Source organism: uncultured Thiodictyon sp. (assembly GCF_903828115.1).
Taxonomy (GTDB): Bacteria; Pseudomonadota; Gammaproteobacteria; order Chromatiales; family Chromatiaceae; genus Thiodictyon.
Window position 1 is genome coordinate 1 of sequence record NZ_CAIKKU010000276.1, and the last position, 14,832, is coordinate 14,832.

13 protein-coding genes are annotated in these 14,832 nt (G+C 63.6%); 10 read left to right on the plus strand and 3 right to left on the minus strand.

Annotated features, from left to right (window positions below):
- The first annotated feature begins 333 nt into the window (after nucleotides 1–333).
- The 4 genes from QZY48_RS10245 to QZY48_RS10260 all read left to right on the plus strand — a co-directional run bounded on the left by QZY48_RS10245 (nucleotide 334) and on the right by QZY48_RS10260 (nucleotide 5,508).
- The gene (locus QZY48_RS10245) at nucleotides 334–3,453 is read left to right on the plus strand and encodes an anti-phage-associated DUF499 domain-containing protein (RefSeq protein ID WP_295430712.1); all 3,120 of its coding nucleotides are present in this window, start codon (nucleotides 334–336) and stop codon (nucleotides 3,451–3,453) included.
- A gap of 79 nt (nucleotides 3,454–3,532) precedes the next feature.
- Nucleotides 3,533–3,751 carry a hypothetical protein gene (locus QZY48_RS10250; RefSeq protein WP_295430714.1) on the plus strand — a complete coding sequence of 73 codons (219 nt, stop codon included), beginning with the start codon at nucleotides 3,533–3,535 and terminating at the stop codon, nucleotides 3,749–3,751.
- A 260-nt stretch (nucleotides 3,752–4,011) separates the two neighbouring features.
- Complete coding sequence (locus QZY48_RS10255; protein ID WP_295430716.1) at nucleotides 4,012–4,605, plus strand: anti-phage-associated DUF3780 domain-containing protein; 594 nt, start codon at nucleotides 4,012–4,014, stop codon at nucleotides 4,603–4,605.
- 117 nt (nucleotides 4,606–4,722) lie between these two features.
- The gene (locus tag QZY48_RS10260) at nucleotides 4,723–5,508 is read left to right on the plus strand and encodes an NYN domain-containing protein (protein WP_295430718.1); all 786 of its coding nucleotides are present in this window, start codon (nucleotides 4,723–4,725) and stop codon (nucleotides 5,506–5,508) included.
- A 22-nt stretch (nucleotides 5,509–5,530) separates the two neighbouring features.
- On the opposite strand, the gene QZY48_RS10265 is transcribed toward QZY48_RS10260, so the two are convergent.
- The 3 genes from QZY48_RS10265 to QZY48_RS10275 are packed head-to-tail and all read right to left on the minus strand — an operon-like array spanning nucleotide 5,531 to nucleotide 6,354.
- The gene (locus QZY48_RS10265) at nucleotides 5,531–5,962 is read right to left on the minus strand and encodes a type II toxin-antitoxin system HicB family antitoxin (RefSeq protein ID WP_295430720.1); all 432 of its coding nucleotides are present in this window, start codon (nucleotides 5,960–5,962) and stop codon (nucleotides 5,531–5,533) included.
- Between the two features lie 12 nt (nucleotides 5,963–5,974).
- Nucleotides 5,975–6,154, minus strand: a complete 180-nt coding sequence (locus tag QZY48_RS10270; RefSeq protein ID WP_295430722.1) for a type II toxin-antitoxin system HicA family toxin — start codon at nucleotides 6,152–6,154, stop codon at nucleotides 5,975–5,977.
- A 17-nt stretch (nucleotides 6,155–6,171) separates the two neighbouring features.
- Nucleotides 6,172–6,354 carry a DUF1778 domain-containing protein gene (locus QZY48_RS10275; protein ID WP_295430724.1) on the minus strand — a complete coding sequence of 61 codons (183 nt, stop codon included), beginning with the start codon at nucleotides 6,352–6,354 and terminating at the stop codon, nucleotides 6,172–6,174.
- A 76-nt stretch (nucleotides 6,355–6,430) separates the two neighbouring features.
- On the opposite strand from QZY48_RS10275, the gene QZY48_RS34750 reads away from it, so the two are divergent.
- From QZY48_RS34750 to QZY48_RS10300, 6 genes are all read left to right on the plus strand, one after another.
- Nucleotides 6,431–6,895, plus strand: coding sequence for a DUF1156 domain-containing protein (locus QZY48_RS34750; RefSeq protein ID WP_366929665.1), 465 nt, complete (start codon nucleotides 6,431–6,433; stop codon nucleotides 6,893–6,895).
- Nucleotides 6,896–7,166: 271 nt separating this feature from the next.
- Nucleotides 7,167–10,145: an anti-phage-associated DUF1156 domain-containing protein gene (locus tag QZY48_RS10280; RefSeq protein WP_295430726.1), complete on the plus strand. Its 2,979-nt coding sequence runs from the start codon at nucleotides 7,167–7,169 to the stop codon at nucleotides 10,143–10,145.
- A 208-nt stretch (nucleotides 10,146–10,353) separates the two neighbouring features.
- Nucleotides 10,354–10,590, plus strand: a complete 237-nt coding sequence (locus tag QZY48_RS10285; RefSeq protein ID WP_295430728.1) for a hypothetical protein — start codon at nucleotides 10,354–10,356, stop codon at nucleotides 10,588–10,590.
- On the plus strand, nucleotides 10,578–11,003 hold the full coding sequence (locus tag QZY48_RS10290) for a type II toxin-antitoxin system VapC family toxin (RefSeq protein ID WP_295430730.1): 426 nt from the start codon (nucleotides 10,578–10,580) through the stop codon (nucleotides 11,001–11,003). Before QZY48_RS10285 ends, QZY48_RS10290 begins: the two co-directional genes overlap by 13 nt.
- A complete protein-coding gene (locus tag QZY48_RS10295) occupies nucleotides 11,000–13,747 on the plus strand; it encodes a phospholipase D-like domain-containing anti-phage protein (RefSeq protein ID WP_295430732.1) in 2,748 nt (915 codons plus the stop codon). The genes QZY48_RS10290 and QZY48_RS10295 overlap by 4 nt, the downstream gene beginning before the upstream one ends.
- Nucleotides 13,748–14,077: 330 nt before the next feature.
- Nucleotides 14,078–14,659 (plus strand): Uma2 family endonuclease, encoded by a 582-nt coding sequence (locus tag QZY48_RS10300; protein ID WP_295430733.1) that lies wholly within the window; start codon nucleotides 14,078–14,080, stop codon nucleotides 14,657–14,659.
- The last annotated feature ends 173 nt before the right edge of the window (nucleotides 14,660–14,832 follow it).

Below are 14,832 nucleotides of genomic sequence, written 5' to 3' on the forward strand. Positions count from 1 at the left end.
ACAACGACAACGACAACGACAACGACAACGACAACGACAACGACAACGACAACGACAACGACAACGACAACGACAACGACGCCCGGCCCGTGAGAAGGTCCGTTCGCTGTAGGGCACGGGATTGGCGTCAACACAGCAGTTCTGATCGCACCCCAGGGTCCGGGAGGGCTCGCCGACCTCGCGGCCGGGCCCCGGCGCGACTTTGGCGCGCCTTTTGCGCCACGCCCGTCTTGTCATAGGGTAGGATGACCCGGTCAGGGGGCGGGCACCCCGCGCAGTGACATCTGCACGCGACGCGCGCGTGCGTACCGGAACCCTCGGGGGGTGGTTGACGTGCTTGGAACCGTTCGTGACGCCTGCAAGATCCATCCGATGGTCTACGACTACCGGATGACCGAGGCCATCGAGAACCTCTCGGACCTGATCGGCGGGGCCGGGGACGGGGCCGAATTCTTCGCCCGCAACTACGTGACCCAGGGCATGGATACCCTGTTCCGCGAGGGCCTGCTGCGGCTCGCCGGCAAGTCCGATCAGGCCGCCTTCGAGTTGGCCCAGGCCATGGGCGGCGGTAAGACCCACCTCATGGTGGCGCTGGGGTTGCTGGCTAAACACCCGCACCTGCGTCCTGTCGTGCTGCCAGCCGACCTTGCGGCACGCCTGGACTTTGGCCCCGCCCGCATCGCCGCCTTCAACGGCCGCAACGATCCGGAACACTATATCTGGGGTGAGATCGCCGAACAGTTGGGTGAGGCCGACCTGGTGCGCCCCTACTGGATCGATGGTCCCCGTGGGATCGACGAGAAGAAGTGGCTGGACATCATCGGCGACGCGCCGACCCTGATCCTGCTCGACGAGTTGCCGCCCTATCTGCTGAACGCCGATACCCGCCCGGTCGGCAAGGGGTCCCTGGCCGATCTGGTGACCTACAGCATCAGCAACCTGCTGACCGCGGCAATCCGGCTGCCGCGCTGCTGTGTGGTCATCGCCAACCTGTCGGGCAGCTACGAGGCCCAGACCAAGGACCTGGCGCGGATCATGTCGAACCTCCAGCAGGAGTCCCGGCGCCAGGCCCAGACCATCACCCCGGTCCAACTCGCCGGCAACGAGATCTACCAGATCCTGAAAAAGCGCCTGTTCACCGAGTTGCCCGGGGACGCCCTGATCGAATCGGTCGGTGAGGCCTTCGCCGAGCAGGTCAAGGCGGCCGAGGACGGCGGCTACATCGCCGCGCGGTCCATGGAGCAGGTCGCAGAGGAAGTCCGGGCGACCTACCCCTTCCACCCCTCGTTTAAGAACCTGGTGGCGCTGTTCAAGGAGAACGAGGGCTTTCGCCAGACCCGTGGACTGATGCAGTTCACGGCCCGGCTGCTGCGCAGCGTCTGGAACCGGGAGGCCAATGACGTCTTCCTGATCGGCACCCAGCACCTGGATCTCAACGACCCGCAGGTCCGCGAGGAGATCCAGCGCGTGAACCCGGCGCTCCTGCCCGCGGTGGTCAACGACATCGCCGACCACGGCAACGCCCGCGCCGAGGAGATCGACGGCGATCTGGGCAGCGACGCCGCCACCCAGGTGGCCAAGTTGATCCTGTCCGCGTCCCTGTCCCGCGCCGTGGGTGCCCACACCGGCCTGACCCAGGCCGAGATCGTCGAATACCTGGTCGCACCCTACCGCAAGGCCGACGAGTTCCTGGCCGGTCTGGAGCGCCTGCGCGACCGCGCCTGGTATCTGCATCGGGAGGGGGAAAGCTTCTATTTCAAGGAAACCGAGAATCTGGGGCGCCGCATCGAGCGCGACGCCAAGCTGATTCCGTTACCCAAGCTGGAACAGGCCCTGATCAACCGCTTGACCGGGCTCTTTCAGGCCCAGAGCAAGTCCAAGGCGGCCTATCAGGAGGTCCAGATCATGCCGCGCCTGGATGACGTGCGGCTCGCGGGTGCGCGCATCCTGCTGGTGGTGCAACCGGATGGGCGGACCCCGCCGGAGCAGATCCGCAACTTCTTCGTGTTCCAGCAGGAAAAGAACAACGTCCTGATCCTGTCCGGACACGACAGCCACCTGGCAAACGAGGTCGATGCCAGGCTGCGGGAGCTGTATGCCGTCGAGAAAATCTTCAGCACACTCAAGCCGGGCGACACCCTCTTCGAGGAGGCCCGCGACAAGCTCGAAGAGTTGTCCGAGCGCTTCACCAAGGCCGTCTCCGGCGCCTACAACCGGCTCTTCTTCCCCGGCGGCACCGAGGGGGATCGCGGCGAATTGGTCATGGCCACCATCGACAACGGCCTGACCTTCGGCACGGGCGAACATGCCGCCGAGGCCCAGATCGAAAAGCTCCTGGCCAGCGGACGCTGCGACAACAAGCTCGCCCTGGACATGCCCGACGAGTTGCCGGCCTACTGGTCCATGGCCGAGACCTACCTGTGGCCCGCCAAGGATCGCCGCTGCCCCTGGCGCGATCTGGTCATGCGCGCCAAAACCGATCCGACCTGGCCCTGGATGCCGGGTGCGCGTGGGCTGGAACAGCTCCGCGATGAGGCCCTCAAGCAAGGCCGCTGGCGCCAGACGCCGGAGGGGCACATCGAGAAGGGACCCTTCCCGGCCGCGAAGACCTCGGTGAACGTGACTCCCCAGGGGACCAACCGTGAGACCGGCGAGACCACCCTGTCGCTCACACCCCGCAACGCCGGTGACAGCCCCCGCGTCTATGTTGCCAAGACCGCTGCGGTGTCGGACCAGGACCACCAGGTCCAAGACCTCGAGGACTATCGCACCCCTGAGGCGACCCTGTACTTCATCGCGGTGGACAGTGCCGGCAAGTACCAGGTGGGCGAGCCGACTCGCTGGACCGTGGACCTCACCATCCGCCACGAGGTCCTTAATATCGCCGACACCCGCAAGGTCGCGCTGCGCTGCACCCCTGATGCCGAGATGCGCTACACCCTGGACGGCACCAACCCCAAAGAGGGGATCATTTACACTGACCCCTTCCAGGTGCCGGCCAAGGGCTGCACAATCCTGATTGCGGCCAAGGCCGGAGAAGTGGAAAAGGGCGCCAAGATCCAGATCCCGTCGGCCGGCGACGACCGGGTCATCATCGACGAGCGCAAACCGGCACGACTGGCCGCTACCAAGCGGGTCTCTATCGACACGACCGACAAGGCGTTCGGCTTCATCCAGCGCTTCAAGGACCGCACCGACACCCTGCTGTGCGGCGTTCAGATCATCTTGGGCGAGGGCGAAAACGCCGTTCAGATCCGCTTCAACGAGCGCCGCCTCACGGCCGCCGCGATCGAGACCGCCATCCGCGGCATCCGCGCGGCCCTTGGGGACGAGAAAGCGGCGGTCCAGGTATTGATCAAGGGCGGCGTCACCTTCGGCGATGGGTTTGCGCTGAAGGAGTTCGCCGAGATCGCGGGCGTCGAACTCAAGTCGGGCGATGTCATTCAGGATTAGTAGAGTCGAGAACGTGTTAAGCACGATCGTTGTCGTTGTCGTTGTCGTTGTCGTAATCGGAGAAGCGATGTAATTCGGGGTGCGAGAGAATCCAGGGTGCTACGATAACCTCGACAACGACAACGACAACGACAACGACAACGACAACGGCGCTGAGAGCACCGTAGGGTGGACAGGCGCAGCGCAGTCTACCAATCGCAAGGAGGATTCTCTCACGGAGACACGGAGACACGGAGAAGACAAGAATGAAATTAAGGCTCTGCGCGCTGACGGGTTCCATAGCCCCAAAGGGGCGTGATATACCAGCCCAGGGCAACGCCCTGGGTCCTTCGTGAGACGATGTCCAGCCCTGAAAGGGCGTGACATAGGCCCGTCCCCGGCAACCACCACGATTCGGCGCAAATCGCCAAGGTCTTCGGAAATCAAGGCTGCCATTTCGCTATACTATTATGTACGCTTGGTCGCCCGCCCATTCTCTCCTTCTCCGTGTCTTGGTGTCTTTGTGAGAGAATCTTCTTTCTTGTGCTTCGCGCCCGTGTCCGCGTGAGAGAAATCCCAGTGACCCAACCTGAGCACCCCGCCTACGCCCACCCCACCCTGGGCTTCGGCGTTCCCGCGACCTCCGATCCCCACCACTTCGTCGTCGCGATCCCGCGCGGCAACGCGGCGCCCGTGCTGATCCGCGAGCACCTGGGCATGGGTTCCGAGACCGCCCGGGAGCAGGTCATCGACCGCGTCCTGCTGGAGCGGCACCGCTGGACGGCCATCCGTGCCGAGGTTGGCCGCGCCTTCAACGCCCGGCTCAAGGAACACGACCTGGCCACCGGCACCTGGAAGATCGGCGACACCCCGGTGGACCGCCTGCTCGGCAAGGAACTGTGCGTCCTGGCCTGGGCCATCGAGCACCTGGACTCCGAGAAGATCGGCAGCGCCGTGCGCAACTGGCTGGCGCTGCGCCCCGAGGAGCGCTGGTGGCTGTTCGGGATGACCGCCGCGACGGTCGGCGGGATCGGCGATGCGGACCAGGGCTGGCGGGTCGCCCTGCGCTATGCCCTGGGGGATACGGCGCAGAATGAATTGCTCAAGCCGCGGACCCTGGTCGGAAAGGCGGGGCCGGGGGGGCAGGGTACGCTGCCGTTGTTCGATGATTGAAAGTGTCACGGTAACCGCGATCGTTGGCTGGGTCAGGCGCGTCGGCATGACCCCAAGGATCTGCCCTGATACCCGAGCGCGCCGTAATCAACCGCTGGAAAACCTAAGGTCCGTACCATGAATGCCGCTCTACCCGACGAACACCGTATCCCCGAGGCCGCTGTATCCACAGGTGCCGCGCCGACCTCAGTAGCCTTGTACATTGATGCCGATAACCAGTCTCCTCAGTGCGCAAAGGCACTGCTGAGCCTGCTTCGGACCGACTTCGATGCGCGCGTCGTCAGTGCCGCCATTGCGGGGAACAATCATGGCCAGCAAGTCGATAGTTGGCGTGAGGGACTGGTCTCCGCACTTCCTGATCTCCTCGTGCGGCCGCTCACGGTACCTAACCGGAAGCAGGGGGCGGATTTGGCCCTGATTCTGGCGTTGGGGGCAGATCTGGAGCGGCATATTCGCGATCACGCGGTGGTGGTTATTGTCTCTCGGGATGACCTTGTGATCGGCGCGGCGGAACAGGCAAGAATGCGGGGCTGTAGGACCTTGATCGCCTATGCCGACGGGGACATCGCGACAGCTCGTAACCCGTTACTCACGACTATATTGCTGCCCGTGGTAACGAAACCGATTGCCGTCGCTCAGCCGCGTTCCGTCGTTGTTCAGTCACCGACCACGATTCCGCCTGACCATCGAGCGATCCAGTCTCCCGGGGCTGGGGTTGAAGCGGTACTTAAGCAGATCCGCGGTATGTGCACTCAGAAGCCCGGTGGCGGATATTCCGCGTCGGATGTGGGCCAAGCGCTGTCGAAGCTTGGCTATGACAAAGCGTCGCGGATGCGCTTTCTTGCGTCCCTGTCGGGGCTAAAGAAGCGCGGAACGGGTCCGAATTTAACGCTCGTGTTCTAGGCCGGGGCTGTCGGATTATCAACTAGGCGGCCTCTACCACCTCAACCGCCAGGCGCTTGTCCAGCACCGCCAGCGCCGTTTCGATCTGTTCGATGCGGCTGTGGTGCCGAAAGGACAGCAGATGGTCCACCAGCATCGGAGCGATATTGAGCTTCCGTGCCAGGTCCGCCTTGGGCATGGCCGCGGCGATGAGCGCGTTGTGGAGCGCGACCTTGCCCGCGACGACCACCGGCAGGACCACCACCGGCTGATGGTTAGCCGGCGCCGATGGTTCGGGGATGCGTTCACGCCGTTCGACGAAGACCTCAAACGCCGTGGTCAGGGCGTCGACGGCATTCAGCAGCGCCTCGGCGTCATCGTCACCCACCGTATGGGCGAAGGGAATATCGGCAAAGCCCGCAAGCACTGCGCCGCTTTCATTGTCTCGTTCCAGGGTTGCCGGGTAGCACAGCATGAGGGGTCTCCTTCAATCCAGACCTAAGTCTTTCTTGATTGCCTTCACGAGGGGATTGGGAATCTCCTTTGATCCGTGGAACGGAAACACCGAATTTCTGCCGTTCAATTCCACATGCAAGTGACTGCCGCTGCCGGGACGGAATCTTGCCCCCTGCGCTGCCAGCCACCGTTTGAATTCGCTGTATTTCATTACCAGGCGCCCGGCTGTTACACTGAACGCTCCCACTCCGGGACGCTCTGCATGGTCTTGCGCAGTCGTTCATTGGGCTGCGGCGGGGCCGCGAGTCGGGCCTGGAAGGCGGCGAAGGCCGCGGCGCCGACGCGCAGCAAGGACTGTTCCGGCAAGTCGGGCTCGTCGGACATGGCGGCGGGTTCTTGGGCTGGCGGCATGGTGTTTCCTCCCGGTTCATCCGATACTAGCAGTTGCGTAACGGCATTGTCACCATGGATACCTGAGACCAGCGAAATGCAGGCCTTGATCGTCGTTCCGACCGCGGCCGGCGATCGGCGTAGGGTGCGCCGCGCGCACCTTGCGCTGGAACGTAACGGCATCGCGGTGGCAAGGGTGCGCGCGGCTCACCCTACGGGCGCTGCGGCCGGAACGACGGTCAAGGCCGAAATTCAAGAACCCATTCAGGCACCAGCGCCCCGAAAGCCCACCCCCGACCTGGCCGCCCCCAGTCTCCGACCCTTGGTCCTCAGAGGGGCCCCGGCCCTGAGCGAGGCGGTGTTTCCGGCGCAGAAGATATCCTTCGCGGTGCAGCGCGAGCGCAAGGCCGGGGCAGGGCAGACGCTCACCGCACTGGGTTCTTACTGGAGGGGCCGCAAGCCGCCGATCCTGAGCGGGACCTGGAGGTCTTCGAGAAGCACGCAGACACGGAAGAATGAATTTTCTCACAAAGACACAAAGGCACAAAGAAGAGAAGATTAGCAAGAGAGGATTAGGGAGTCATCCCGGGAGCTGGTGAAGTGGTCTGTGCCGGGATCATTAGGTGAAATGGGCTTCTTTGAATAACGTTCCAGCTTTCCATGATCTACTCCTCTTCTTTTCTTCTTTTCTTCTTTGTGTCTTTGTGTCTTTGTGTCTTTGTGAGAGAATCTTCTTCTCCGCGCCCCAGTGAGACAAATTCGGGAATTGCAGAATGACGGTTGACGTAACGAGCGACGCGGCCGGCGGGCCATGCCGACTCCAGCCCTTCGCCTTGCGCGACGCCCCGGCCCTGATCGAGGCGGTGTTTCCGGCGCAAAAGGTCTCGTTCGAGGCGCAACGTGAGCGCAAGGCCGGGGCAGGGCAGACGCTCACCGCACTGGGTTCTTACTGGAAGGGCCGCAAGCCGCTGATCCTGGTACGCGCCATCGTGCTGGGCAGCCTGCTGCCGCAGACCGATGATCCCGAGCAGGACTTGGAGGTCTTCGAGCAGTTGATGGCCTTCGACGAGGGCGGACTGGCGCGGCGGGAGCCGAAGATCAGTCCGGCGGACATCGCCCAACGGGTCGCGTTGGAGGAACCCTGGAACTACTTCACTGCCTCATTCAAGGGCAATCCGCAGGATAAGCAGAAAATCGCCGACGCCCAGTTCCCGCTGGATTTGGATCTCTACCCGGGGCTCAACATCCGCTGGCGGCGGGATATCGACGAGGCGGACAAGCTCGACCTGCTTGCCCGCGCCCTGGCGACCTGGCCCACCTATGAGGAGCGCGCCGCCCTGTGCAAGCGCCCGGAGGAGCTGGATCAGGCGGCACTCTACGCCCCGATCTGGCCGGCGGTGAATGCCCACCTGGGACACCTGGGGATCGACGCCCATTCGCACCAGGAATTGGTCGAGCAATTGGGCATCCTGCGCTACGGCCACCGGCCGCGGGTCGGCGACACCTTCTGCGGCGGCGGGTCTATCCCATTTGAGGCGGCACGGCTGGGCTGCGATGTCTATGCCTCGGATCTGAATCCTATTGCCTGCATGTTGACCTGGGGGGCGCTCAATATCATCGGCGCCCCGGCCGAGAAGCGCGCCGAGATCGAGCGGGCGCAGCGGGAGGTGGCGAAAAAGGTCGATCGTATCATTACAAGACTTGGTATCGAGCACGATACGCAGGGGAACCGGGCCAAGGCGTATCTCTATTGTCTGGAGACGCGCTGTCCGGAAACCGGCTGGATGATACCTATGTCTCCAAGTTGGGTGGTTTCTGTAGCCAACAGGGCTGTGGCTAAGCTCGTGCCTGATCACTCAAACCGACGTTTCGCTATAGAAATAGTCACTGATGCTTCTTCGGCGGATATCGAGGAAGCTAAGAGCGGTACGGTTAAGAACGGAAATCTAATTTATACGCTCGATGGGAATGTTTATCGCACCCCGATCAAGACGCTTCGTGGGGATTACCGCGATGTTGATGGCAATGCCGCCAACCGCTTGCGCCGATGGGAAAAGCATGACTTTCAGCCTCGTCTGGATGACGTATTTCAGGAACGACTTTATTGTATCCAATGGATTACCAGAGAGTCGCTGGGCCAATCCCGAAAAATTACCTTCTTTGCCTCGGTGACCGACGACGATCTGGATCGCGAGCGCCGGATCAAACGCATTGTCGCAGAAAATTTCGCTCGTTGGCAGAAGTCTGGGAGTATTCCAGACATGGCCGTTGAGCCAGGATATAATACGGACCAGCCTATACGAGAGCGAGGTTGGACGTATTGGCATCATTTGTTCACGCCGCGCGATTTATTTTTCTTGCATACGCTTAAAAGCGCTACAAACAGCCCGGAGAAAGCGCCTGCGCTGTGCGTAACACTCGATTTTTGTTCAAAATTGTCGCGCTGGATCATTCGGTATTCCGGCTCCGGTGGAACCGATTTCACTTCAAACGTTTTCTCTAATCAGGCTCTGAATACTCTCTATAACTGGGCAAATCGTTCGGTCGCTGAGCATACGCTAACTCAGAGTTACGAAACGTTTCCTTTATCCACATCCGCAACAATAGCAGCGGCTTTGGCGAAAGACTTGGGGTCAGATTGCGATTTGTTTATCACAGACCCGCCCTACGCCGATGCGGTAAACTATCATGAGATTACGGAATATTTTATCGCGTGGCTACGCAATAATCCACCAGCGCCCTTTGGTGAATGGACCTGGGATTCTCGTCGCGACCTCGCTATCAAGGGTTCCGGCGACGCCTTTCGCAGGGACATGGTAGACGCCTATCGGACTATGACCGAGCACATGCCAGATGACGGTATGCAGTGCGTGATGTTCACCCACCAGGATACGGGGGTCTGGTCCGATATGGTGAGCATCTTTTGGGCATCGGGGTTACAGGTAGTCGGCGCCTGGTACATCGCCACCGAGACGACCTCAGAACTGAAGAAGGGCGGCTATGTACAGGGCACCGTGATCCTGATGCTGCGCAAGCGCCCCTTTGGTGACCGCCCCGGCTTCAAGCAGCGGATACTGCCCGAGGTCAAACGGGAGGTGGACGCCCAGATCAAACAGATGATGCACCTGAACACCGAGACGCAGACGAAGATGGGCGCCCCGGTCTTCAACGATTCGGACCTGCAGATGGCGGGCTACGCGGCGGCGCTCAAGGTGCTGACCGGCTATACCAGCATCGGCGGCGAGGACGTGACCGCCTTTGCGCTGCGCCCGCGGCGCAAGGGCGAGACCACCGTGGTGGATGAGATCGTCGAACAGGCGGCCGAGACTGCCAACGGACTCCTGGTCCCGGAGGGGCTCGAGCGCGAGACCTGGGCGGCCATCGGCGGGATGCAGCGTTTCTATCTGCGCATGTTGGACATGGAGACCACCGGGGCGGCGAAGCTCGACAATTACCAGAACTTCGCCAAGGCGTTCCGCGTCGCCGACTACGCCGCGGTGATGGCGAGCATCAAGCCCAACGCGGCCCGGCTCAAGTCCATCACCGAGTTCAAGCCCCGCGACCTCACCGACCGCACCGAGCTCGGCCCGACCCCGCTGGGTGCCCTGATCATCGCCATCCAAGAGTTTCTGGCGGAGAAGGACGCCACGGTCGTCATGGCCAACCTGCGCGACGCCCTGGTGGACTATCTGGATAAGCGCCCGATCCTGATGGACATGGCCGACTTCATCGCCGCCAAGGCCCGCGCGCCCGAGTCCCGCCGCGCCGCCGCGGCCATCGCCAGCCGCATCCGCAACGAGCGGCTACAATGAGCCCCAAAGGTACCCAAGTGGGACGTGGCGTTCGCCTGCCAGGCGGGACGGGGTATTCACCCCGTCCCGAATGTTTCGCGGCCGACAGCAAAGTCTGCGGGCATGAAGAGGACCGAAAACGTTCCGGACGGGGCGCATGCGCCTTCCGACCGGGATGCGGGACATGCCATGAGAATCGTCTGCCACGTCATGCCAAAGAGGTGTAGCAATGATGAAAGCAATCGAGTTTGAGGCTACGGCGGAGAGCAACTCTATCCGCCTTCCGGACGCGATACCGGACGGTACCCACCTGCGGGTTTTGCTGCTGATGGACGATAGCCCCGCATTGTCGGCCGATGAAGATGATCTCAAGCACCTGTTGGCTGGACTGACCGAGGGCTTGACGGCTGATGACCTTCAGCGCTCCAGAGATTGCGGCCGCGGTGATTCTGAATGGGCTTCCTGATAGACACTAACGTACTCTCTGAATTGCAGAAAAGAAGGCGTGCAGACGTGGGCGTCGTCGCCTGGTATGCGAATACCCGCAGCCGGGACATCTACCTCTCGGTCCTGGTTCTTGGCGAGGTCCGCCAAGGCATCGAACGGCTGCGGCGACGCGATCCCGATCAAGCCGTGCGATTGGAGCGGCGGATGGCACTTATCCAGGTTGGTTTTGAGGATCGAATCTTGCCGGTAACGCGCGCTATTGCCGAGCGGTGGGGAAACAACAACGTCCCAGACGCATTGCCCGTGATTGATGGTCTCTTAGCGGCAACGGCATTAGAGCACGACTTGATTCTGGTGACGCGCAATGTGCGCGATGTTGAACGTTGTGGGGTCCGGGTGCTGAACCCCTTTGCCGACGCGGCCGGGCCGTGACCATCCGCCGCCTCTCTTCGCGCACCGACCGGCTCGATCGCAGCTTCCTGGCCGAGCACCTCCAAGGCGCGCGCAGTTACCGGCGCATCGCCGGCTACTTCACCAGCTCCCTGTTCGAGGTCGCGCACGAATGGCTGGAGTCGGTGGCGGAGGTGCGGATCGTCTGCAACGTGGACCTGACCCCGGAAGACCTGAAGGTCGCCCAGGTACGCGAGGCGCGGATGCTCGGGCGCTGGAACGAGCGCTCGATCGAGGCCGAGTCGCTGCTGAACCGGGAGCGCTACCAGCGCCTCGACGCCTTCCTGGCCCGCCGCGGCCAGGTGATCCGGGTGGCACCGGACAGCATCTGCGGCTTCGTGCACGGCAAGGCCGGGGTCATCGAGCGGGCCGACGGGCGCCGGGTCGGGTTCATCGGCTCCATGAACGAGACCCGCCACGGCTGGCAGGAGCATTACGAGATCCTGTGGGAGGACGACTCGCCCGAGGGGGTCGCCTGGATCGAGGCCGAGTTCGAGTTCCTGTGGAATGCAGCCCGTCCTCTGCCGGAGGCGGTGGTCCGCGAGGTCCGACGCCGCGGCCGGCGCACCGAGGTCGGGCTGCCGGATATCGATAGCGAAGACACCCTGGCCCCCGCCGCCCTGATCGAGTCCCCGCTGTACCGTGAGGGCATGGCCCTGCAACCCTGGCAACAGGGGTTCGTGACCGAGTGTCTGCGCCATTACAACGACCATGGCCAGGTGCGCCTGCTGCTGGCCGATGAGGTCGGTCTGGGCAAGACCCTGTCGCTCGGGACCGCGGCCCTGACGCTCTGCCTCTTGTCCGAGCGGCCGACTGAAACCAGGACGCGCCGCCGCAAGCCCATCGTGATCTTCGCCCCGGCCACCCTGTGCGAGCAATGGCAGACGGAGATGATCGACAAGCTCGGCATTCCCTGTGCCCGCTGGCACTCCAGCCGCAAGGTGTGGCTCGACCCCGAGGAGCGGGCGATCTCCCCGAGTGGACCCGAGCACATCGCCCGCTGTCCGTTGCGCATCGGGATCATCTCCACCGGGCTCATGGTGCAGCCATCGAAGGAAAAGGAGGTCCTGACGGGACTCAGTTTCGACTTGGTCATCCTGGACGAGGCCCACAAGGCGCGCTCGCGCCAGGGCTATGGCCAGCAGGCCGGTGAGCCGAACGAGTTGCTCGCCTTCATGCACGCGGTCGCCAACCGGGCGGACCATGTCCTGCTCGGCACCGCCACGCCCATCCAGACGCAGGCCGAGGACCTGTGGGACCTGGTGCGGATGCTGCACCGGGGCAGCAACGGCTTCGTGCTCGGCAATGAACTGGCCACCTGGCACAACCCGGCGCGGGTGCTGCCGATTCTGTGCGGCGAGGAGCGGATCCTGGACCTCAACCATGGCTGGCGCCTGCTGCGCTCGCCGCTGCCGACCATGGAGTCCACCAACGAGCCCAACGCCCGTCGGCTGTTCCGCAACCTGCGTGAGGAACTCGCGCTGGGCCGGACCGGGCACCTGGCGGGCGCCTTGCCGTTGCTGTCCGCGGAGCTGCGCGACGATCTGGAGACTGAGCTTGAGCGGGTGATCGACGGCGCCTCTTTCTTTCAACGTGAGAACCCCTTGGTCCGCCATGTGGTCCTGCGCAAGCGTGCGACCCTGGAGGCCCAAGGGCTGCTCGATAAGGTCGCGGTCAATGTCCATCCGCAAGGGGGACTGGTCGAGGACCCGCACCGGTTCAACGCACTGTTCCAGGGGATGGCGCTACGCACCGCGCCGGGGTTCGACCGTGCCTACGCGGAGGCGCGCGCCTTCGGGCGCGTCCTCGCCAGGCGCGGCCAGGGCGGCGGCTTCATGAAGAACCTGATGGAACAGCGGGTCTGTTCCAGCCGCGTCGCCGGTATCAATACCGCGACTACCTTGCTCGCCGGGCGTCAGGTCCAGGAAGACACGGAAGATGCCGAGACCGAACTGGCGATCCAGACCGACGCGGAGCGTGCCGCGCTCGAGGCCTTGATCGCCGCCCTGAACGGCATGGACGATGATCCGAAGCTGCAGGCGATCCGGTATTATCTGAACGACGAGGGCTGGCTGGACCTGGGCTGCATCATCTTCAGCCAGTACCACGACACCGCCCGGTGGGTGGCCGACTCCCTGGCCGCGGAGCTGCCGGGCGAGGTCATCGGGCTCTATGCCGGTGCGCAGCGCAGCCGCCTGTATCGGGACGGCCAGGCGGTCGGCATCGCCCGCGAGGCCCTGAAACGGATGGTCGCCGACCACGATATCCGCATCATGGTCGCCACCGACGCCGCCTGCGAGGGCCTGAACCTCCAGACCCTGGGGACCCTGATCAATGTCGATCTGCCCTGGAATCCGACCAAACTCGAGCAGCGCATCGGCCGCATCAAGCGCTTCGGCCAGACCCGCGCGACGGTGGACCTGCTGAACCTGGTCCATCAGGGGACGGTGGACGAGAAGGTCTATGAGCGCCTGTCCGAGCGGATGCGCAACCGCTATGACCTGTTCGGCGGTCTGCCGGACACCATCAAGGACGACTGGATCGACGATATCGAGACCCTGGGCGAGAAGATGGACCAGTACATCGCCGCGCGCCGCCAGGCCTCGGGCTTCGACCTGCGCTACAACGACAGCATCAAGCCCACCGACGATGCCTGGCGGGACTGTGCGGCGGTGCTGGCGCGCCGGGATCTCGATAACCTGATGCGGCAGGGGTGGGGAGGCTAGATTGGCTAACGGCCATGGCCCCCGCGCCACCCCGGAATATGGAAGTTGCGGGCGCCATGGCCGTTCCCTCACCCCGCCCTCTCCCAGAGGGAGAGGGAGAATTGGAGCGCGCTCCCAGCGCGATTTTTACGGTAAGCCAGTGGTTAGCGCGCGAGGCGCCGGTCACCATGACCGGCTTGAGATAAGGTACATTATCAGCAATGTGCCCGGCCCCCGCTCACGGCGTCCGGACCGCGCGGTCATCCGAGCGTGCGTCCGCGCCAGGTGGCGAATCCCGCCGACCGACCTCAACTGAGCTTCATCGATCAACCCGGCACGGGAGCCCGAGTCATGCACGCGCACCAGCACGCCAGCCCCAGCCTCTATGAACAGCTTGAAGCCCTGCCCGCAGGACTGACCGGCGAAATCCTGAACGGTCAACTCTACGCCCAGCCGCGCCCCAGCCTGGAGCATGGCTATACCGAAACGTCGCTGGCTGAAGAACTGGTGGGACCCTTCCAGAAGGGCCGCGGTGGGGGTCCGGGCGGTTGGCTGATCGTGGGCGAGCCCGAACTTCACTTCATCCGCGACACCGAGGTGGATGTCCCGGACCTGGCCGGATGGCGACGCGCACGCCTGCCGCATCTTCCGAAGGCCCAACACCGGGCGCTGGTCGTCCCGGATTGGGTGTGCGAGATTCTGTCGCCCTCCACCGAGAGCAAGGACCGCAGGATCAAGATGCCGATCTATGCGCGGTACGGCGTGCCCCACGCCTGGCTGATCGACCCGGTCGCGCACACCCTGGAGGCCTACGCCCTGGACGCCGGGGCTTGGCGGGAGATTGGCCGCTTTGCCGGCGCGACGCCGGTGTCGGTCGCGCCCTTCGATGCGGTGACGATCGACCTGGGCGCTCTTTGGGCACCGACCGAGTAGCGGCAACGCCGCAGGTCCCCCGTGGGAGGGGCTTTACCGTGAAAGTGCGTAGTCAGGCCATCCTGGCCTGACGGTGTCGGGGCTGGAACAGTCAGGGCTGGAAGCCCTGACTACGCCGCCCCGCACGCTGGCCATCGAGCTAGCGGTCGAGAGGACTTTCATGTTCCGGGGTG

Bases quoted from the DNA above. Each gene is read 5' to 3' on its own strand.
- QZY48_RS10260 (WP_295430718.1), top strand. From the start codon at position 4,723: ATGAATGCCGCTCTACCCGACGAACACCGTATCCCCGAGGCCGCTGTA.
- QZY48_RS10265 (WP_295430720.1), bottom strand. From the start codon at position 5,962: ATGCTGTGCTACCCGGCAACCCTGGAACGAGACAATGAAAGCGGCGCA.
- QZY48_RS10270 (WP_295430722.1), bottom strand. From the start codon at position 6,154: ATGAAATACAGCGAATTCAAACGGTGGCTGGCAGCGCAGGGGGCAAGA.
- QZY48_RS10275 (WP_295430724.1), bottom strand. From the start codon at position 6,354: ATGCCGCCAGCCCAAGAACCCGCCGCCATGTCCGACGAGCCCGACTTG.
- QZY48_RS34750 (WP_366929665.1), top strand. From the start codon at position 6,431: ATGCAGGCCTTGATCGTCGTTCCGACCGCGGCCGGCGATCGGCGTAGG.
- QZY48_RS10285 (WP_295430728.1), top strand. From the start codon at position 10,354: ATGATGAAAGCAATCGAGTTTGAGGCTACGGCGGAGAGCAACTCTATC.
- QZY48_RS10290 (WP_295430730.1), top strand. From the start codon at position 10,578: ATGGGCTTCCTGATAGACACTAACGTACTCTCTGAATTGCAGAAAAGA.
- QZY48_RS10300 (WP_295430733.1), top strand. From the start codon at position 14,078: ATGCACGCGCACCAGCACGCCAGCCCCAGCCTCTATGAACAGCTTGAA.